This window comes from Rummeliibacillus sp. BSL5, from assembly GCF_052928305.1.
On the sequence record NZ_JAVGCV010000002.1, the window covers coordinates 111,264 to 131,110 of the forward strand.

General features: G+C 36.0%; 16 protein-coding genes, 1 other RNA gene and 1 pseudogene. 16 read left to right on the forward strand and 2 right to left on the reverse strand.

Going from position 1 to position 19,847, the window contains the following annotated elements; all coding sequences use genetic code 11:
* The first annotated feature begins 2 nt into the window (after positions 1 to 2).
* From gap to ssrA, 14 genes are all read left to right on the forward strand, one after another.
* Positions 3 to 1,007 (forward strand): type I glyceraldehyde-3-phosphate dehydrogenase, encoded by a 1,005-nt coding sequence (gene gap, locus RCJ93_RS11070; protein ID WP_066789465.1) that lies wholly within the window; start codon positions 3 to 5, stop codon positions 1,005 to 1,007.
* A 284-nt stretch (positions 1,008 to 1,291) separates the two neighbouring features.
* Entirely contained in the window at positions 1,292 to 2,476 is a 1,185-nt protein-coding gene (locus RCJ93_RS11075) for a phosphoglycerate kinase (RefSeq protein ID WP_392995985.1), read from the forward strand.
* A 26-nt stretch (positions 2,477 to 2,502) separates the two neighbouring features.
* The gene (gene tpiA, locus RCJ93_RS11080; RefSeq protein WP_251647517.1) at positions 2,503 to 3,264 is read left to right on the forward strand and encodes a triose-phosphate isomerase; all 762 of its coding nucleotides are present in this window, start codon (positions 2,503 to 2,505) and stop codon (positions 3,262 to 3,264) included.
* On the forward strand, positions 3,257 to 4,783 hold the full coding sequence (gene gpmI, locus RCJ93_RS11085) for a 2,3-bisphosphoglycerate-independent phosphoglycerate mutase (protein ID WP_446739019.1): 1,527 nt from the start codon (positions 3,257 to 3,259) through the stop codon (positions 4,781 to 4,783). The genes tpiA and gpmI overlap by 8 nt, the downstream gene beginning before the upstream one ends.
* A gap of 19 nt (positions 4,784 to 4,802) precedes the next feature.
* On the forward strand, positions 4,803 to 6,098 hold the full coding sequence (gene eno / locus RCJ93_RS11090; RefSeq protein ID WP_147196315.1) for a phosphopyruvate hydratase: 1,296 nt from the start codon (positions 4,803 to 4,805) through the stop codon (positions 6,096 to 6,098).
* Positions 6,099 to 6,235: 137 nt separating this feature from the next.
* Positions 6,236 to 6,637: a VOC family protein gene (locus tag RCJ93_RS11095; protein ID WP_446739020.1), complete on the forward strand. Its 402-nt coding sequence runs from the start codon at positions 6,236 to 6,238 to the stop codon at positions 6,635 to 6,637.
* 200 nt (positions 6,638 to 6,837) lie between these two features.
* On the forward strand, positions 6,838 to 7,122 hold the full coding sequence (locus RCJ93_RS11100) for a DUF3219 family protein (RefSeq protein ID WP_150285045.1): 285 nt from the start codon (positions 6,838 to 6,840) through the stop codon (positions 7,120 to 7,122).
* 6 nt (positions 7,123 to 7,128) lie between these two features.
* Positions 7,129 to 8,151, forward strand: coding sequence for an LLM class flavin-dependent oxidoreductase (locus tag RCJ93_RS11105; protein ID WP_446739021.1), 1,023 nt, complete (start codon positions 7,129 to 7,131; stop codon positions 8,149 to 8,151).
* Positions 8,152 to 8,669: 518 nt separating this feature from the next.
* Entirely contained in the window at positions 8,670 to 9,950 is a 1,281-nt protein-coding gene (locus RCJ93_RS11110; protein WP_150285047.1) for a hypothetical protein, read from the forward strand.
* Between the two features lie 323 nt (positions 9,951 to 10,273).
* A complete protein-coding gene (gene secG / locus RCJ93_RS11115; protein ID WP_066789434.1) occupies positions 10,274 to 10,498 on the forward strand; it encodes a preprotein translocase subunit SecG in 225 nt (74 codons plus the stop codon).
* A gap of 118 nt (positions 10,499 to 10,616) precedes the next feature.
* Entirely contained in the window at positions 10,617 to 11,363 is a 747-nt protein-coding gene (locus RCJ93_RS11120) for an alpha/beta hydrolase (RefSeq protein WP_446739022.1), read from the forward strand.
* Between the two features lie 42 nt (positions 11,364 to 11,405).
* Entirely contained in the window at positions 11,406 to 13,778 is a 2,373-nt protein-coding gene (rnr, locus tag RCJ93_RS11125; protein ID WP_446739023.1) for a ribonuclease R, read from the forward strand.
* Positions 13,779 to 13,830: 52 nt separating this feature from the next.
* On the forward strand, positions 13,831 to 14,298 hold the full coding sequence (gene smpB / locus RCJ93_RS11130) for an SsrA-binding protein SmpB (RefSeq protein WP_147196328.1): 468 nt from the start codon (positions 13,831 to 13,833) through the stop codon (positions 14,296 to 14,298).
* A gap of 249 nt (positions 14,299 to 14,547) precedes the next feature.
* Positions 14,548 to 14,907: a transfer-messenger RNA gene (gene ssrA, locus RCJ93_RS11135) on the forward strand.
* A 120-nt stretch (positions 14,908 to 15,027) separates the two neighbouring features.
* On the opposite strand, the pseudogene RCJ93_RS11140 reads toward ssrA, so the two are convergent.
* Together RCJ93_RS11140 and RCJ93_RS11145 are read right to left on the reverse strand one after the other, a co-directional pair.
* Positions 15,028 to 15,225 (reverse strand): annotated as a pseudogene (locus RCJ93_RS11140) (tyrosine-type recombinase/integrase); the annotation flags it as partial.
* Between the two features lie 101 nt (positions 15,226 to 15,326).
* Positions 15,327 to 15,521 (reverse strand): hypothetical protein, encoded by a 195-nt coding sequence (locus tag RCJ93_RS11145; protein ID WP_446739024.1) that lies wholly within the window; start codon positions 15,519 to 15,521, stop codon positions 15,327 to 15,329.
* Positions 15,522 to 16,292: 771 nt separating this feature from the next.
* Between RCJ93_RS11145 and RCJ93_RS11150 the strand changes: the two genes are divergently transcribed.
* Both RCJ93_RS11150 and RCJ93_RS11155 read left to right on the forward strand, forming a co-directional pair.
* Positions 16,293 to 17,114: a hypothetical protein gene (locus RCJ93_RS11150; RefSeq protein ID WP_446739025.1), complete on the forward strand. Its 822-nt coding sequence runs from the start codon at positions 16,293 to 16,295 to the stop codon at positions 17,112 to 17,114.
* The gene (locus RCJ93_RS11155; protein ID WP_446739026.1) at positions 17,074 to 19,530 is read left to right on the forward strand and encodes a DEAD/DEAH box helicase; all 2,457 of its coding nucleotides are present in this window, start codon (positions 17,074 to 17,076) and stop codon (positions 19,528 to 19,530) included. The genes RCJ93_RS11150 and RCJ93_RS11155 overlap by 41 nt, the downstream gene beginning before the upstream one ends.
* The last annotated feature ends 317 nt before the right edge of the window (positions 19,531 to 19,847 follow it).

The following is a 19,847-nucleotide window of genomic DNA, read 5'->3' on the forward strand; positions in this document are numbered from 1 at the left end:
AAATGACTTTAAAATTAGCGATTAATGGTTTTGGACGTATTGGCCGATTGGTATTCCGCGAAGCGTTTAAACGACAAGATATCGAAATCGTAGCAGTAAATGACTTAACAGATTCAGCTATGCTTGCACACCTTCTAAAATATGATTCTGTACATGGTATTTTAGATGCAGAAGTATCTGCAGAAGGCGATGATCTAGTTGTAAATGGCAAAAAAGTTCGCGTTTACGCTGAAACAGATCCTGCAAAACTTCCATGGGGTGATTTGAATGTAGATATCGTTGTAGAATCTACAGGTCGTTTCACTGATTATGATTCAGCTCATAAACATGTGGAAGCAGGCGCTAAAAGAGTCATCGTTTCTGCACCTGGTAAAGACATGCCGACATACGTAATGGGCGTAAACAATGATCAATACAATGCAAAAGAAGATGTAGTTGTATCAAACGCTTCATGTACAACAAACTGCCTATCTCCAGTGGCAAAAGTGTTGGATGAACAATTTGGTATCAAACGTGGCATGATGACAACTGTCCACTCTTATACAAATGACCAACGTATCTTGGATTTACCGCACAAAGATTACCGCCGTGCCCGTGCAGCAGCGCAATCTATGATTCCAACAACAACTGGTGCAGCTGTTGCGGTAGCAAAAGTATTGCCACAATTAAAAGGCAAATTAGATGGTATGGCGATTCGCGTCCCAACACCAAATGTATCTCTAGTTGACTTGGTAGTTGAATTAGAAAAAGATGCTACACCTGAATCAATCAACAGCGCATTGAAAAATGCATCAGAAAATGAACTAAAAGGCGTAATGGCTTACTCTGAATTACCACTTGTATCAATCGATTACAACGGCAATACTTCTTCATCTACAGTAGATAGCCTATCTACAATGGTGCTTGAAGGCAACCTAGTAAAAGTACTTGCTTGGTATGATAATGAATCTGGTTATTCTACACGCGTAGTGGACTTAGCGGAATACATGGCTAAACAAGGCTTCTAAGTCAAACTAATCGTCAAATGACACTGTGCGTAATCCTGCATGAACGGGCAGCATAACCACTACAAACTTATAGATAAACAAGAAAAACTAGTGGGAGACAACTGCCCGTATATGTGCAAATTATCGAAACGAAAGACAAGGAGATAAAAAATATCCCCTTTGTGTCAAGTTTCACTTATAATGGATTATGGCAAAAAAGGAGAAGCGTATTATCTGACTTCTCCTTTTTTTGCGAATGTAGTAAGCGCTTTATTCAATCATTTGATAATTGGAGGATTGGCAAAATGAATCAAAAAAAGACAATGAATGATGTAGAAGTACAAGGGAAACGCGTATTTGTCCGAGTTGATTTCAACGTACCAATGGAAGACGGTAAAATCACAGATGAAACACGTATTAAAGCAGCATTACCAACGATTCAAGCTTTAGTAGAAAAAGGTGCAAAAGTTATTTTAGCAAGCCATTTGGGTCGCCCAAAAGGCGAAGTAAAAGACGAATTCCGTCTAACAGCTGTAGGCGAACGTCTTTCTGAATTACTAGGCAAAAACGTTCAAAAATTAGACGAGTCTATTGGCGAAACTGTTGAGAAAGCAGTAGAAGCTATGCAAGATGGCGACGTTATTTTACTTGAGAATGTTCGCTTCCATAAAGGCGAAGAAAAGAATGATCCAGCACTTGCAGAAAGCTTTGCGAAGTTAGCAGATGTTTATGTGAATGACGCATTCGGCGCTGCTCACCGCGCACACGCATCTACTGAAGGCATTGCGAAATACTTGCCAGCCGTAAGCGGATTGTTAATGGAGAAAGAATTAGATGTATTAGGCAAAGCTCTTTCTAATCCTGAACGTCCTTTCACAGCTATCATCGGCGGTGCGAAAGTAAAAGATAAAATCGGCGTAATTGAAAATCTTCTTGAAAAAGTAGATCATTTAATTATTGGCGGTGGTCTTTCATACACATTCATCAAAGCTCAGGGCTATGAAATCGGCACTTCATTGTTAGAGGAAGATAAGATTGAGTTAGCTAAATCATTTATCGAAAAAGCAGCTGAAAAAGGTGTGAAATTACATATGCCTGTAGATGCTGTGGTAGCAAACGAATTTTCGAAGGATGCAGAAACAAAGGTTGTCGACATTGATCAAATCCCAAGCGATTGGATGGGACTAGATATTGGACCGAAAACAGTTGAAGAATATGCAGACGTAATCAAAAATTCGAAGCTGATTATGTGGAATGGGCCAATGGGTGTCTTTGAAATGGACAAATTTGCAAACGGCACAAAAGGCGTAGCCAAAGCTATGGCAGAGACAAACGGCTATACAATCATCGGCGGCGGCGATTCTGCAGCAGCTGTTGAAAAATTCCATGTAGCAGATCAGATGGATCATATCTCAACAGGTGGCGGTGCATCATTAGAATTTATGGAAGGCAAGGAATTGCCAGGCGTTGTAGCGCTAAACGATAAATAGTAAAAACAAATTGGAGGACGATTAGTGTGAGAAAACCAATTATTGCAGGTAACTGGAAGATGTATAAAACTTTATCGCAAGCTGTGGAGTTCGTACAAGAAGTAAAAACATCCATTCCTGAGAGTACAAAGGTAGACGCAGTAATCTGCGCACCAGCATTATTCTTGCCATCACTTGTAAAAGAGGCAGAGGGTTCAGCACTTGAGATTGGTGCTCAAACGATGCATTTTGAAAATGAAGGTGCATTTACAGGCGAAATTAGTCCAGCCCAATTAGAAGATTTGAAAGTAAACTATGTGATTTTAGGGCACTCAGAGCGCCGTGAATACAATAATGAAACAGATGAAAGCGTCAATAAAAAAGTGCATGCTGCATTTGGACATGGCATGACACCAATCATTTGCGTTGGCGAAACACTGGATGACCGCGAAAAAAGTCATACGATGGTGAAAGTGTCATCACAAGTTGGAGCTGCATTAAAAGGTCTTACAAAAGATCAAGTCGCTAAAACTGTGATTGCGTATGAACCAATCTGGGCAATCGGCACAGGTAAAACAGCTACTTCAGAAGATGCCAACACAGTATGTGAAGGAATCCGTAAAACAGTTGCAGACATTGCTGGTGAAGAAGCTGCAGAAGCAGTTCGCATTCAATACGGTGGCAGTGTAAAACCTGCAAACATCAAGGAATTGCTTTCAATGGAACATATCGACGGTGCATTAGTCGGCGGTGCTAGCTTAGAGCCAGATTCTTATTTGCAATTATTGGAGGCGGGTGCAAATGCCTAACAAACCAGTAGCATTAATTATCCTTGATGGTTTCGGCTTCCGTGATGAAGTATTCGGGAATGCCGTGGCACAAGCGAAAAAACCAAACTTTGAGCGTTATTGGAATCAATTTCCGCATAATATGCTGACAGCTTCAGGTGAAGCAGTTGGTCTTCCAGCAGGACAAATGGGGAACTCTGAGGTAGGCCACTTAAATATTGGTGCAGGCCGAATTGTTTATCAAAGTCTTACAAGAATCGATAAGTCGATCCGAGAAGGCGACTTCTTTGAAAACAGCGCATTTTTAGATGCGATAAGATATGCAAAAGAAAAGCAATCTAAACTCCATCTTATGGGACTGTTATCAGATGGTGGCGTACACAGCCATTATGAACATCTATTTGCTTTACTGAAATTAGCCAAAGACCAAGGGATTAAAGAAGTATATGTCCATGGTTTCCTTGATGGCCGTGACGTAGGTCCAAAAACAGCTGTCACATACGTGATGGAAACAGAACGCCAAATGGCTGAAATCGGTGTCGGCGAGTTCGCAACGATTAGTGGTCGTTATTATGCAATGGACCGAGATAACCGTTGGGACCGCGAAGAAAAAGTCTACAAGGCATTAGTGGATGGAGAAGGCGTCGTAGCAGATTCTGCTGTTGCAGGTGTAGAAGCTTCTTATAAAAACGATGTCACAGATGAATTCGTCGTGCCATTCGTGATCAAAAAAGAAGGAAAACCTGTCGCAACCATTGAAGACAATGACGCGGTAATCTTCTTTAATTTCCGTCCAGACCGCGCGATTGAACTTTCAACAGCGCTAACAAATCCGTTGTTTGATGGCTTTGAACGAAGCAAAAATCATCCTGAAAACTTGAAATTTGTTTCATTCACGCATTATAGCGATACAGTACTTGCTGAAGTAGCATTCCATAGCATCGATTTGAAAAATACGATTGGTGAAGTATTGTCTAACAACAACCTACGTCAATTGCGTATTGCGGAAACAGAGAAATATCCACATGTTACATTCTTTATGAGCGGCGGCCGGGAAGAGAAATTTGGCCTGGAAGAACGGATTTTAATCAACTCGCCAAAAGTAGCGACATATGATTTGAAACCTGAAATGAGCGCTTATGAGGTAACAGACGCGTTGGTAGAGGCGATTGAAGCTGATCGTTTTGACGGCATCATCTTGAATTTCGCCAATCCAGATATGGTCGGTCATAGTGGTATGCTTGAGCCGACAATCAAAGCGATTGAAGCAGTGGATGAATGCTTAGGACAAGTTGTGGATGCACTTCTTGCCAAAGGTGGCGCTGCGATTATCACAGCAGATCACGGTAATTCAGATGAAGTGGTGACGCTTGAAGGTATGCCAATGACAGCTCATACAACAAATCCAGTCCCTGTGATTGTGACAAAAGAAAATATTGTTGTAAGAAGTGGCGGAATTTTGGCAGATTTGGCTCCGACCATGTTAAAATTACTAGGAGTGGACCAACCACTTGAGATGACAGGAAAACCATTATTTTAAAACCAAGGAGAGTAAAAAAATGCCAATTATTACAGACGTACAAGCTCGTGAAGTATTAGATTCACGCGGTAACCCAACAGTAGAAGTAGAAGTATTTACAGAATCAGGCGCTTTCGGACGTGCAATCGTTCCATCTGGCGCATCTACAGGGGAATATGAAGCAGTAGAATTGCGCGATGGCGACAAAAGCCGCTACCTTGGCAAAGGTGTTTTAAAAGCTGTAGACAACGTAAACAACATCATTGCACCAGAACTAATCGGTAATTATTCAGTGCTTGACCAAGTATCTGTGGATGAGCACATGATCGCTTTAGACGGTACAGAAAATAAAGGTAAATTAGGCGCGAACGCAATCTTAGGCGTGTCTCTAGCTGTAGCACACGCAGCAGCAGATTACCTTGATATGCCTCTATACCAATACATCGGCGGCGTAAATGCAAAACAATTGCCAGTACCAATGATGAACATTGTAAACGGTGGAGAACACGCGGATAATAATGTGGATATTCAAGAATTCATGGTTATGCCTGTTGGCGCTGAATCATTCCGCCACGCATTACGCATGGGTGCTGAAATCTTCCATTCCTTGAAAGCAGTCTTGAAAGAATCAAACTACAGCACATCTGTAGGTGATGAAGGCGGCTTTGCACCAAACCTTTCTTCAAATGAAGAAGCATTATCTACAATCGTGACTGCGATTGAACGTGCTGGCTACAAACCAGGCGAAGAAGTAATGCTTGCGATGGACGTTGCATCATCTGAGCTGTATTCAGACGAAGACAACAAATATCACTTAGCTGGTGAAGGCGTGACAAAAACATCAGAAGAAATGGTTGCATGGTATGAAGAATTAACATCTAAATATCCAATCATCTCAATTGAAGATGGTCTTGATGAAAACGACTGGGAAGGTCACAAAATGTTGACTGAACGCATCGGCAACCGCGTTCAATTAGTAGGTGACGATCTATTCGTTACGAATACGAAGAAATTGTCTCGCGGTATTGAAGAAGGCGTAGGCAACTCAATCCTAATCAAAGTAAACCAAATCGGTACATTGACAGAAACTTTAGATGCGATTGAAATGGCGAAACGTGCTGGCTACACAGCTATCATTTCTCACCGTTCAGGCGAATCTGAAGATACAACAATCGCTGACATTGCTGTAGCTACAAATGCAGGACAAATCAAAACAGGCGCACCATCTCGTACAGACCGTGTCGCAAAATACAACCAATTACTTCGCATCGAAGATCAATTGGCTGGTACATCGCAATACAACGGTATTAAATCATTCTATAACTTGAAAAAATAATAGAACGATTATTTAAAGCCTCCTATATTTTATAGGAGGTTTTTTTATTTATAGTGGCGAAAGATAGCTTATTGTCTTTTTAAGAAGCAATACGGGTTAAGCAGTATGAAACTAATTACAAAGTGAGGTTGATCTAAATGGAAAAGGTGACTCCATTCTTAATGTTCCAAGGTGGCAAAGCAGAGGAAGCAATGAATTATTACACGTCACTTATTGAGGATTCCGCCATTAAAAGTATTGTTCGGTATGGTCCAGGCGAAAATGGGGAAGAGGGAACCGTGATGCAGGCATTATTTTCATTAAAGGGCCAAGAGTTCATGTGCATAGACAGTGCGCCTGTTCACAATTTTACGTTTACACCCTCCTTCTCTATCTTCATTACGTGTGATTCGGAAGACGAGCTGACTTATCTTTATGAAAATCTACTTGCAGATGGAGAAGCGTTAATGCCACTAGATAACTATGGCTTCAGTAAGAAGTTTGGCTGGGTGAATGATAAATTTGGTGTATCGTGGCAAATTAATCTTCCAAATGATTAATTGAAATAGAGTTTACAGAAGGGCAATATACAATTTTAAATCTCTCTAAAAGCTAAAAAATCAATCAAAGATTTTTCTTAGTACACATTTCTTTACAGCCTCCTATCATTTGTGGGAGGCTTTTATTATAGGGAGAGGGCAATATACTCTCTGTTAAGATGAGGAATAAAACGTCCGAAACTAAAATAGGAGTGATTGAATTGACCATTAAAATGATTTTAGACGATAGAACGATACAATTAACTAATTATGAAGAAGAAAAAGTAAATGGATTATATCAAGTGTTAGTTGAGTTTGATGTGACAAGTGAAGAATATCATGATGTAGCAACACTGCTTTACAAAGGGACGTTTGATGTAAAGATACCGGAGAAAGATATAGCTTTTCGAGGGACCATCCATAACTATTCCACTTCTATTACAAACCTGTATAACGAAGGGGAAGTAGGACAGTATAAATTGACTCTGTTAGAAGTAAAGGATTGAGATGAAATGAGGTTAAGCATACTAGACCAGTCACCTATTTCTTCAAATCAGACCCCACGTGATGCATTGAATGAATCGATGAAATTAGCACAAACAGGAGAAGAGCTAGGTTATACGCGATACTGGATTTCCGAACATCACGATCTGCCTGGGCTTGCATGTTCTGCGCCCGAAGTGATGCTAAGCTACATTGGCGCACACACGCAACGCATTCGTATTGGGGCGGGGGCAATCTTATTGCCATTTTACCGGCCTTTTAAAGTGGCAGAAACCTTTCATATGCTAGCCACATTATTTCCAAGTCGCATAGACCTCGGTTTAGGACGAGCTCCCGGAGGATCAGCAGAAGCGACGAATGCATTGTCCGATAACTATTTGCAAAGTGTTTATAAATTTCCTACCGCGGTGAAGGAGTTACTTCATTTCTTAGACGACGACTTCCCAGCGGAAGCGGAATACTCTAAAATCTCTGCATCTCCTTTACCGGAACATCCGCCAGTACCTTGGCTTCTTGGTACAAGTAAAAAAAGCGCATTGCTCGCAGCAGAGAATGGCATGCCCTATACGTTCGGCCATTTTATGAGTGACAATGAAGGAGCACCAATCGTCAAAGAATATAGGGAAGCCTTTATACCACGCAAAGAAGGGCAAACGCCACAAGTCATCGTCACCGTCTCTGCGATTTGCGCTGAGAGCACGGAAAAGGCTGAAGAAATGGCACTAAGCTCCCTCATCTGGTCTTTGCAAAAAGACAAAGAAGAAGGGCTGCAGGGTGTTCCTTCCATTCAAGAAGCGAAGCAATATCAGCTGACGGAAAAAGAAACGGAATCGCTAAATAGTACGAGACAAAACATGATTATCGGGAATCCGCATGAAGTGAAACAGAAATTAGTTGAATTGCAAACAATATATGAAGCAGATGAAATTATGATCAATACCATTGTATATTCTCCAGAGGATCGAATTCAATCCTATCAACTAATTGCGAAAGAAGTATTAGGAGAGCTCAATTCTTTCTTTTTAAAATAGTGGGGAAGTCAGGAAGATGTTGCAAGGGTAGATGCTAATTCGTTTGTAGGGGTAATATCCCGCTTTCTTTTATAACTTATAATTAATAAAATATATAAATTTGTGTAAAAGCACTCTATCCCATAGGGAAGAGTGCTTTTTGATTAATTCAAAATAAAATAATTGAATTTTAGGTACAAGAAATAATTAAAAAAAGATATTAGTTTGCTCATTTGTGAGATTTTTGATTGGTGTTCGTTGATTTTGTTATATAGTAAATTCTTGAATTTCTCTTAATTCATTTGCGTGCTGGTGTAAACAACAAGATGCTTTCTATTTATTATTTATTAATAAGCAACATATAGTCAAAAAATAAGAAGTTGATTCAGAATTGCAGCTATCAAATCAAGACTTTACCTAAATCATTTAAGATTAAGAATATTCATATAAACATTAATCTTTACTTCTTTATGCCGATATCTAAAATTGAGGAAAAGCTAAGGAATAACAGAGATAATTAAATAATTGAGGTGAATATATTGAGTTTTCTCGAAGGAGTTTTAAACAAACACACCGTAACTGCACAATCTATCTTTTTCAATGTTAAGTTTATTATATTTTCATTTGGATTAATTTCAGCATTTGGATTTTTAATGGTATATTGCTTTTTATATGGCTATTATTTTAGCGGGAATAAAGTTATGAGTATTTCAAACTTTAATATTATTTCAAACCTTGTCCCATTTAGTCTACAAATGATATCTATGACTATTATTTTTTTTACTTGTATCTATTATATTTTATCTAGTCTTCTTTCTTTAAGCAGGAAAACAAAAGAAAATAAGTGGTGGCTTTATTGCTTATTTTTACTAACAATAATACTATTAAATATATTTATAACTCTCTTTTTTGCAAATGAATTGTCTTTTATTAGTTTTTTAAGTTTTCTTTTAGTTTGGGTATTTATAGGATTAATTGTTTGGTCTTTATATGTATTGATAAATTTTAGTAATAACTTTTATATTATGTTGAAGAGTATGTTTTTTGTTGTGTTTATTTTGTTAGCAATTTTAATTATTTCAATTAGTTTTTTAAAAATAGAATCTAAAATAGTAGATTTAATTATTACTCTACTAATCATTCCTCTATTTCTTTTAACGATTACTATTTTTCATAAATTCTATACCCATAAATTAATTGCATTTTTAAGCTATCTATCTTTTTTCTTTTTTTTATTTCTGGTAATGGGGTATTTTATTAATACATATATAATCAGAATTCCTTTTAAAATTTCTTTTATTTTGATGTTATCCTTGATTTTTAGTCTAATATTTTTAAATTTCTTTTTTAAAAAAGAAATTGATTTTATTCATCCAAAATTTAAAAGTCAAAATAAAGAAGCCGATATTAAATCTAAAGAAGAAATAAATGGAATAGATACTAACGAAAATACAAACATGCTATACCAATCAATTATTATTTTTTATAATTCGGTAACCAATAAAACAGATAAAAGAGACAAATTTATTTTAGCCTTTCTTTTATTCTTAATCTTTGTAAGTATCCCTAGACTTTCATTATTATGTGGCCAAAATATAAGGAATTTAAATGTATCTACGGAAAACACCTTAGAAATATGCTATATATATCAAAATGGAATTGAAAAAGGGATGTTAGGTAAATATATAATTGAGAATAATTCAACACTCTATATTTCAAATAATGATTGGCAATTGGAAATAATTAAACCTATAAATTATCATGTTAAGTCAATAAATTCAAAAAAAGAAAAAGATCTAGAGTGTTTATGTGAGAACTAAAAGCAAAGCAAAGCAATCAGGTTTACAGTTGCTTTATGGCCTTTAATTATTTTAATTTTTAAATTTTCAATCAAAAAATCTAGCAATGGTACTTCAAATTTTTACTTTTTTGTCGTAAAAGCTATAGAAGAATGTTAAAATATAAGATAACTATAGGTTCTCACCGATGATTCATACAACATGACCGGAATAGTGTTTCGTTTTCCAGTAGGCATAGCTTTTGGTGTTGATCCTAAATTATCAAAACATAGTCTTCAAAAACTTAGTTTGCATTACATACAGCCAAAACTGTCGTGATGTTTTATCTGGAGGTGGAACTTTCTATGCATACAGTCATAATGACGCTTCTTCTAATTGTATCATTAGGTTTGATTATTCTTGTGTTGCTGCAATCAAGCAAAAGCGAAGGGCTTTCAGCACTTTCAGGTGGCGCAGAGCAGCTTTTCGGTAAACAAAAAGCACGCGGAATGGATCTAATCCTTGCTCGTATAACAGTCGTGTTAGCTGTTTTATTCTTTGTATTAGCCATCGCCATTGCGAAAATTTAATGCATAAAATCGCCTAGCCGCTTTATGGTTAGGCGTTTTTACATATTTAGCTTATAATTAGTGGAATAGAGTGCGATTTGCGCTAGCAGATGAATGAGTTAGAAGGAGTGGACGCTTAATGAAAATCGTATTACCAGAACCATTCTTTTTCGAAGCAGGCCCACGCGCCGTATTACTATTGCATGGCTTTACAGGGAATTCAGCGGATGTACGGATGCTTGGCCGATACTTGGAAGAGAACGGCTACACATCACTTGCGCCTCAATACAAAGGACATGGCGTACCGCCGGAAGAACTGATACATACCAATCCAGATGAGTGGTGGCAAAGTGTACTGGATGCCTATCACACATTGTTGGATGCAGGCTACAAGGAAATTGCTGTGGCAGGATTGTCTCTTGGAGGCGTTTTTTCGTTAAAATTAGGTTATTCTTTTCCGGTTAAGGGAATTGTGACTATGTGTGCCCCGATGAGTATGAAGACGACCGATTTGATGTTTGAAGGTGTGCTTCAATACGCGGAACGATTCAATCGTTATTTTGAAAAAAATGATGAAGCGGCACAAAAAAGAATAGACTATCTGAAAGAACAAGGAATGCCATCCTTAAAGGAATTACGTGAACTCGTGTATGATGTGCGCGAACATGTAGATGAGGTATATGCACCGATTTTAGTGGTGCAAGGCAGGAAAGATAACGTGATTGATGTTCAATCGGCACCGTATATTTTTGAGACGGTAGAGTCGAATGATAAAAAGCTCAATTGGTACGAAGAGTCAGGGCATATCATTACATTAGATAAAGAACGTAAACAATTGCAAGAAGATATTCTAGATTTCTTAGAAACGCTTGATTGGTATGAGTAAAAAAAGTGACTTTGCAAATGCTACTTAAAGGAGGGAAGAACGATGAATACAGAATCAGTATTTGAAAAAAAATTATTAGAATTAATGAAAGACGAGGATTATAAGCCGCTGACTGTCTCTGAGCTAGAGGAACAACTTGGCTTGCAGGATGCAGTGGACTTCAAAGAACTTGTCAAAACGCTCGTTCAACTAGAACAGCAAGGAATGATTGTGCGTACAAGAACCAATCGTTACGGCATGCCTGAACGCATGAACTACCTGCAAGGGAAGTTTATCGGCCATGCGAAAGGATTCGGCTTTGTTGCACCAGCAGAAGAAGGCATGGATGATGTGTTTATCCCGCCAAGCGACATTAACGGTGCTGTCAATGGAGACACCGTGCTAATCCGCATTTCTTCAAATTCGTCAGGTGATCGCCGTGAAGGTTCGATTGTGAAAATTTTGGAACGTGGTATCACGAAGGTGGTAGGTACATTCCAAGCGAATAAAGGATTTGGCTTTGTCGTACCAGACGAGAAAAAATTGCCAATGGACTTATTTATTTCGAAGAACCATACGCTAGGTGCGATGGATGGCCATAAAGTAGTGGCTGAAATCATCGAATGGCCAGAAGACAATCGTTCTGCCACAGGGATGATTACCAAAATACTAGGCCATAAAAACGATCCAGGCGTTGATATCCTGTCGATTATTCACAAGCACGATATCACAGTAGATTTCCCGCAGGAAGTATTAGATGCAGCGAAGGCTGTACCGGAAGAAATCTCAGACAAAGACCGTGAAGGCCGCCGCGATTTGCGCGACCAAATGATCGTGACAATTGACGGTGAAACAGCGAAGGACTTGGATGACGCCGTAACTGTGACGAAAAACGATGATGGCACATACCGCTTAGGCGTTCATATTGCCGACGTCAGTTATTATGTGCAGGATGGCTCAGCTTTAGACCGGGAAGCATATGACCGCGCAACAAGTGTTTATTTAACAGACCGCGTGATTCCGATGATTCCACACCGTTTGTCTAATGGGATCTGTTCATTGAACCCGCAAGTGGATCGACTAGCGCTTTCATGCGAAATGACGATTAACAAAAACGGTGAAGTGATTGACCATGAGATCTTCCAAAGTGTCATCAAAACGAGAGAACGTATGACATATACGAATGTGTATAAAATTCTGGAAGAAAGTGATGAAGAATTAAAAGAACGTTATGCAGATCTTGTTCCAATGTTTGAAGATATGAGAGACTTAGCCAAAATCCTTAACAACCGTCGTATGAATCGTGGGGCAGTGGACTTTGACTTTAAGGAATCATATGTCACAGTGGATGAAGAAGGCTGGCCAACAGATATTCTGTTACGTGAACGTACAGTCGCTGAGCGCTTGATTGAAGAATTCATGCTTGTTGCCAATGAAACAGTGGCAGAGCATATTGACCGCATGAATTTGCCGTTCATCTACCGGATTCACGAAGATCCTAAACCAGAGAAATTGCAACGCTTCTTCGAATTTATTACGAACTTTGGCTTAATTGTTCGCGGTACAGGGAATACAGTAGAGCCAAGAGCATTACAGGAAATTCTTGAGTCTGTAAAAGATATGCCGGAATATCCGGTGATTTCGACGATGATGCTTCGTTCCATGCAACAAGCCAAATACAGCCCTGAATGTCTAGGCCACTTTGGTTTATCAACAGAATACTACACGCACTTTACGTCACCAATCCGACGCTATCCTGACTTAATCGTCCACAGATTGCTGCGTACGTATCTGATCAATAATGACAGAAGCCGTGAAACAGTCAGCTACTGGGGCGGACAAATGGATGAAATTGCTGAGCATACATCCAGCAGAGAACGCCGTGCAGTTGATGCAGAACGCGATACCGAATCGCTCAAAAAAGCGCAATACATGGCAGACAAGATTGGCGAGAAATTTACAGGTATCGTCAGCTCGATTACAAACTTCGGCATGTTTATCGAACTTGAAAATACTGTCGAAGGCCTTGTGCATATCAGCAATATGACGGATGATTATTACAACTTTGATGATCGCCAAATGATCATGGTCGGCGAACGAACTGGCCGCATCTTCCATATTGGAGATGAAGTCGAAATCAGCGTCCTAGAAGTAAACGTTGAAGAATCAGCGATTGATTTCGAAATCGTCGGCATGCCAGAAGCAAAACGCCGTACGAGAAAACAAGCGCCTGTAGTCATCCGTGCGAAATCAAAAAGCGGTGAGCAAGGCAGAGAAAAAGGCAAAAACAAGAAATATCAACCAAGCGGCGCGAAAGTGAATGGCAAAACCCGCAAGCAAGAACGCAAAGCCTCAGGGAAATCCGGCGGCAAAAAAGCGTATTATGAAGGCATTGCCAAGAAACAACAAAAACGCCGAAGCAAGAAGAAAAAATAAGAGAAGAGCGTTTCGCTCTTCTCGCATCCATATTTTATAGAGGTGAGTTACTATGCCAAAAGGTTCTGGAAAAGTATTAGCACAAAATAAAAAAGCCGGATTCGATTACTTTATTGAAGAAACCATCGAAGCAGGACTTGTCTTAAACGGCACAGAAATCAAATCCATCCGCCAGGGGAAAGTCCAATTGAAAGATTCCTTTATCCTTATCCGTAATGGCGAAGCCTGGATTTCCAACATGCATATCAACACATATGAACAAGGAAACATTTTCAACCATGATCCGTTGCGCGTACGCAAATTGCTGTTGCACAAAAAGCAAATCAACCAACTACGTGTCGATGTCAAACGTGATGGCTACACCATTGTACCGTTAAAAATGTACATAAAGGATGGCTATGCCAAAATCTTAATAGGTCTAGGTAAAGGTAAGAAAAACTACGATAAACGTGCAGACCTGAAGAAAAAAGAAGCCAATCGCGAAATGGCTCGTGCAGTGAAAGCGAAAAATCAATTCTAATATTTACCGCTTGAAGGTTAGCGTAAGCTGTACTATACTCTAATTCCGGCCTTGATCAGAAACAGTTCAAGAGCCGATGCTAAAAGCGTATGACTTGAATTTCAGCGCGATTTATCATATACTATCACTATAGCAATGCCAGTTCATAGTATGTCCTCATACTATTCCGAAACAGCTGTTCATTCAGCACCTTAATGGTTTTCCGCCTCTGCAAGTACTACTTGGCAGAATAGACGGAACCTATATTAAGGGGACGTTACGGATTCGACAGGGATGACTTGGACTTGAGTTGCGCGTCGGAGGTCTCGGCTTCGTCAACAACGGAAGTTATATAATAACTGGCAAAACAAACAACAACTTAGCTTTCGCAGCGTAAGCTCGAAACTGCCTGACTGCTCTATCGCCCATGTAGCGTAGCCGGGCTCAACTTTAGTGGGATACGGTTGCTAGTGCCACTTGAGCTAGCAGCAAGAGACTTCCAAGTTAGCGCACAGGACGCCTGTTTGTCGGCATAATGCTTGCGCGAATTCGCAAATAGACAAACTACACGCGTAGTAGCTTGAGTTACAGTGTCTTTGGACGTGGGTTCGACTCCCACCGTCTCCATATTACGAAATCAAATGGTTTCAATGAGTGTCAAAATCCTTGATATTTAAGGGTTTTGGCACTTTTTACATTTCATTGAATTTTAATGAATGTCATTTGAACGTAGTAAAAACGTAGTCAATCTCAAATGTTGAGATAGCTTTCAAACTTTTGAATGGCTGCTTCTTTTGCTTTTTCGGTTACGTGTGCGTAGATGTTCATAGTTGTTTTAACGTCACTATGTCCTAAACGATCTTGAACTTCTTTAATGCTTGCTCCCGCTTCAAAAAGTAAGGAGCAGTGAGTATGGCGTAAACCATGTGTCGCAACCGTATCTTTGTAAAATTCTGAATTATGCAATTCGTGTTGGTCGAAACATTTGGTACAAAGTCTGTAACAAACAGTTGGTTTGGGGGAATTAAGATTTTTAACATTTCTCCAGCTTAATCCCAGTGAAGAAAATAAAATGTTGTTATATAGTTGTAATCTTCAGTTACATATACGAGCTCACCATTTTCAAAATCCCAAAAATTTTCATCGTTTCTAAAACCGTAAATGAAGTATCTTTGTCCTTCTTCATACTTATAATCAATTTTAATTGCTCCAAATGTTTTTTTGAACGTTTCCCACGCTTCCATTTCTATCACCTCTAATAAGAAATATGGTCAAACTTTTAGAAAAATAGACAATCTAATGATGAATTTTTTAAGAGTATTATTCTATACTTGTATTTCTTATGAATTTCTTTTGAGATCGATAGTGTCTTATTTAAATAAGGCTTGTTTTTTATTGTATGTTTATTATTAAAAATTGAAGGATTAAGCAAAGTAATTCATACAAGATTGAACTTAAAGTTCAAAGCTTAGTGAATAAAATAAGAATTTTAATGAAAAGAAGGTCGAATTTATAACACCTTATTTTTCTCATTTTTTCTTATATTATTCTGTAAATGAAATTAACTTCTTTATTGGGATACAAGTATATTATTTATCATCTGAAAGAATAGGGGTTCCCTATGAAATTTTTAATATTTGTAGCAAGGTAATTTAAGAAAATGTAAAAAATTTTGTGGGGAAATTTTATTTCACCAGAATTTTGAGTATTGGGATGATGACTAAGAAAGTAGATACCCCTGCTATGCGTGGAAAAGGGGTATTTTTTTCTTTTTTATAATAGGGGGAAATATTTTAAGATTTCCATTTAAACTTTAGTAACTTCTAAAGATTAGCTACCAAGAAGTTAATGAATTTCAAAGTATGAGTTATCTAAAAATGAATCCTAATTTAAAGAAACTTATATCAAGTACAGTGGAAATTTATTATTTTATTACATTTGTTTAATGGTAAAATTTATATAGTGTCTTTAGGGGTTGAAAACTGCAAATACCAGCAAGAAGAGGTGAATTATGTATGGTAAAAGTATTTGATAGTCGCATTGAACAATTAAGCGATGATGTGGAATTTCACTATATTAATATTAAAGAATTTGATAAGGATTTAATAGATTATATTAATGGAAATTTTGTGAGAATTTGCAAAGGAAAAAATAATAAAAGTTCTTTAGATATTGTAAAGAAGAGAGCGGCAAAATTTTTTGAAAAAAAGGATGAAAGAACAAGAAACGGAGCAACGGCTGAATTTTTTTTACACTTATACTTAAGAAGTATCGATTATCAACAAGAATGTATGTTTTTAAATATGGAAGAAACATCTATTAAAAAAGGTTTTGATGGTTATTATTCTAAAGAAAATGAAGAATGGATTTTAGAAAGTAAATCGGGCAATTCTAAAACAAAAGGTATTTCTCATTCAAGTAAAATAAGTGAAGCTTACGTAAGTTTAAAGAAACAATTAAGCGGAGATTCAGAAAATGATCCTTGGCAAAACGCCTATCAACATGCAAATTCAAGGGATGTGGATACGAGTGAATCAATTGTTGCCATTTTACAAGGCTTTTCAGATGATTTTATTTCTGAAAAATTCTACTCTACAGAAAATTTCAATATTCTACCTGCTGCCACTGTTTTTTTAAATGGTGAATGGAAGGAATTTGATTTTGAAGAACTAATTCGAAAAGTAAGAAAGGCAGTGCAAAATTTTGAGTATAAAAAGTTAATGATAATTTGTTGCACCAAAAAATCTCTAGAATTATTTATGGATTTTCTAGGCGTTTCTATAAGGGAGGATAATAATGGATCGAACGGAAAAGATGCAATTAACATTAGTGAATAAAATCCCGATATTCAAAGAAAGTATAAGGAAGTTAACTATTGGAAATGAATTAAATCATAGAGAAAAGACTTATATTTTATCTGTTGCACTCTTATTTATAAAAAGCTTTGAATCTGATAAAAGGCACACTTCCTTCGTTGAATTTGGGTATTATATAATTTTAAAATATTCAACATCATACGATGATTATAAACCCTTGTATGATTTTGCAATAAATTTTGGCTTTTTTCCAATAGCTAAGGATATTCAAAATAAGGAATTAATTGAGGATTTTAAGTTAGTAGATGATTTAACCAGTTTACAATTGAATGATTATAATCACGAAAATTACACAGAAACATTTGAACAACAAAAAATGAGATTAGAATTATTAACACGAAGTGATCAAAATTTTATTAGTTATATTGCTCCCACTTCTTATGGGAAAAGTTCGTTAATTATAGAACACATTAGAAATAATTTAGATAAGTATCAAAAAGTAGGAATAATCGTACCTACCAGATCTCTTTTAGTTCAAACGTATAGACTGATAAGAGAAGCTAATATAGATCGTAGAATAATTACGCATGATGAAATGTATCATGGAGAAATAAGTTTCATAGGGGTATTAACTCAAGAAAGAGCATTAAGATTGCTAGAAAAAAATGATATATCCTTCGATATACTTTTTATTGATGAAGCCCATAATTTATTCGAAAGAGATTCTAGAAGTATTTTACTTTCAAGGCTAATTAGATATAATTCTAAAAAAAATAATAATCAAAAAGTAATATACCTCTCTCCATTAATTAGTGAGAGTAATAACTTGAGATTAGATTTTCAAGATGAAATCGTTGAACAAAAAGTCCAATACAATATGAAAGAACCAGAAATTTATGAATATAGGGAAAATAACGAGGTTTTTAAATACAATAGATTTGTTAACGAATTTTATTCAATTAGTAAAATTAAAAAAGTTGATAAAGAGCCTGAATATATAAATTATATAAAATTAAACAGTAATAATAAGAATTTTATATATCATAAAGCACCTAGAAAAATAGAGAACTTTTCTAAAGAATTATTTCAATATATGCCTCATTTAGATTTAAAATTTGAAACAAGAAATTTAATAGATGAATTAGAGGAATTAGTCCATAAAGATTTCTATGTTATAGAATTGTTGAAAAAAGGAATAATTTATTTGCATGGAAGAATGCCAGAGATTATAAAAGAATATTTAGAGTATCAATTTAAAAAAAACCCAGATTTAAATTATGTCATTGCAAATAAAGTAATATTAGAAGGCATAAATCTTCCTATTGATAATCTTTTTATTATGCATACTAATGGTTTAAAAGAAAAAGAAGTAACAAATTTAATAGGTAGAGTTAACAGGTTGAATGAAATTTTTGGTACAAATACAAATCAATTATACAAATTACTACCCACAATTCATTTCATAAATAGTAAATATAATAAAAAGAAAATTAAAATGGAAAACTTGATAAAGAAATTAAGAAGTAGTGTTTTTTCTGATGATATTAAAAATCCTATTTTATCAAAATTTGATACAGACAAGATAAATGAGGATAATGTAAGAGAAAAAATCAAAATAATAAAAGAAAATGAAGATTTAATCTTGACAGAATTAACGGATAATTTAGATGTTTTGAAACAAATTTTTATAAAATCTGGTTTAGAATCAATGTTGTCTATAAAAAAATATTATTTAGAGAAATTATTGAAGAGAATCGATAATATAAAGGTATCCATTAAATGGGGAAATTTAGATATTATAGATAAAATTTATTATTTTTATATATATGGTTTTAATAGAGAGACAATAATTGATTATGAGACTTATAGACTTAATTTTAATGATGCACGTAACTTTTATCGAGGGCATATACATGCTCGTAAAACAAAGAATTTAAAAGAGAATATTAATGGGACTTATAGGTATTTTAAACAGCGTATTTCAAATAAAAATGCTGTATTTTATATAGGTTTAAGCTATGGAGAAATTGCTATTTCAACAGACAGTTATCAAGATAAAAATAAAGAAGTTTATGTAGATTTAGCAACTAAAAGTGATGCTGAATTAATTAATTTGGCTATTATTAAACTAAAATTAGAAGATGATTTTATAAATTATAAATTAAATAGATTGATTGTTGTTTTATTTGAATTAAATTTAATTTCGGAAGAAGAATATAATAATTCATTATATGGAACTAATGATAAGAATAAAATTGATTTGATAAAAACAGGTCTATCTTTTAATTTAATCACAAAGCTAAAAAACGACGATCAATTGAAAAACATTACATTGGATGAAAATAATAATTTAGTGTCAAATTCAGAATTCTTCGATTACAAGAATCGTTTAAACGGTCTCTACAAATTTGAAATAGAAAAATATTTAACTTTTTAAAAGTTTATATAAAGGGCTCTAGTGCAAGTACAGGGCCTTTTATTATATAAGGAATATTAACGCTTTTTATTTTGACCACGAGTGAGTAAAACTCTATAAAGTCTGATGTTTTATTAGAATAACTTTAAATTATATCAATATTACCCTTAATAATTTTCAATATAGTGGTTATTTGAGCTGAATAACATTGTGAAAACACTTCTTCACCCCTGCAAAAATTTGGGTTGAAATAATTTAATAATAACAAGAAAAGTTCAGAGAGCCTTATTTTATAAGGTTTCTTATGAGCTTTTTATTTATAATACCATAATGATACC

What these genes read in the sequence shown, in the direction of transcription:
- gap (WP_066789465.1), top strand. Translation starts at nt 3, where the DNA reads ATGACTTTAAAATTAGCGATTAATGGTTTTGGACGTATTGGCCGATTG.
- RCJ93_RS11075 (WP_392995985.1), top strand. Translation starts at nt 1,292, where the DNA reads ATGAATCAAAAAAAGACAATGAATGATGTAGAAGTACAAGGGAAACGC.
- gpmI (WP_446739019.1), top strand. Translation starts at nt 3,257, where the DNA reads ATGCCTAACAAACCAGTAGCATTAATTATCCTTGATGGTTTCGGCTTC.
- eno (WP_147196315.1), top strand. Translation starts at nt 4,803, where the DNA reads ATGCCAATTATTACAGACGTACAAGCTCGTGAAGTATTAGATTCACGC.
- RCJ93_RS11095 (WP_446739020.1), top strand. Translation starts at nt 6,236, where the DNA reads ATGGAAAAGGTGACTCCATTCTTAATGTTCCAAGGTGGCAAAGCAGAG.
- RCJ93_RS11105 (WP_446739021.1), top strand. Translation starts at nt 7,129, where the DNA reads ATGAGGTTAAGCATACTAGACCAGTCACCTATTTCTTCAAATCAGACC.
- secG (WP_066789434.1), top strand. Translation starts at nt 10,274, where the DNA reads ATGCATACAGTCATAATGACGCTTCTTCTAATTGTATCATTAGGTTTG.
- RCJ93_RS11120 (WP_446739022.1), top strand. Translation starts at nt 10,617, where the DNA reads ATGAAAATCGTATTACCAGAACCATTCTTTTTCGAAGCAGGCCCACGC.
- rnr (WP_446739023.1), top strand. Translation starts at nt 11,406, where the DNA reads ATGAATACAGAATCAGTATTTGAAAAAAAATTATTAGAATTAATGAAA.
- smpB (WP_147196328.1), top strand. Translation starts at nt 13,831, where the DNA reads ATGCCAAAAGGTTCTGGAAAAGTATTAGCACAAAATAAAAAAGCCGGA.
- RCJ93_RS11145 (WP_446739024.1), bottom strand. Translation starts at nt 15,521, where the DNA reads ATGGAAGCGTGGGAAACGTTCAAAAAAACATTTGGAGCAATTAAAATT.
- RCJ93_RS11150 (WP_446739025.1), top strand. Translation starts at nt 16,293, where the DNA reads ATGGTAAAAGTATTTGATAGTCGCATTGAACAATTAAGCGATGATGTG.
- RCJ93_RS11155 (WP_446739026.1), top strand. Translation starts at nt 17,074, where the DNA reads ATGGATCGAACGGAAAAGATGCAATTAACATTAGTGAATAAAATCCCG.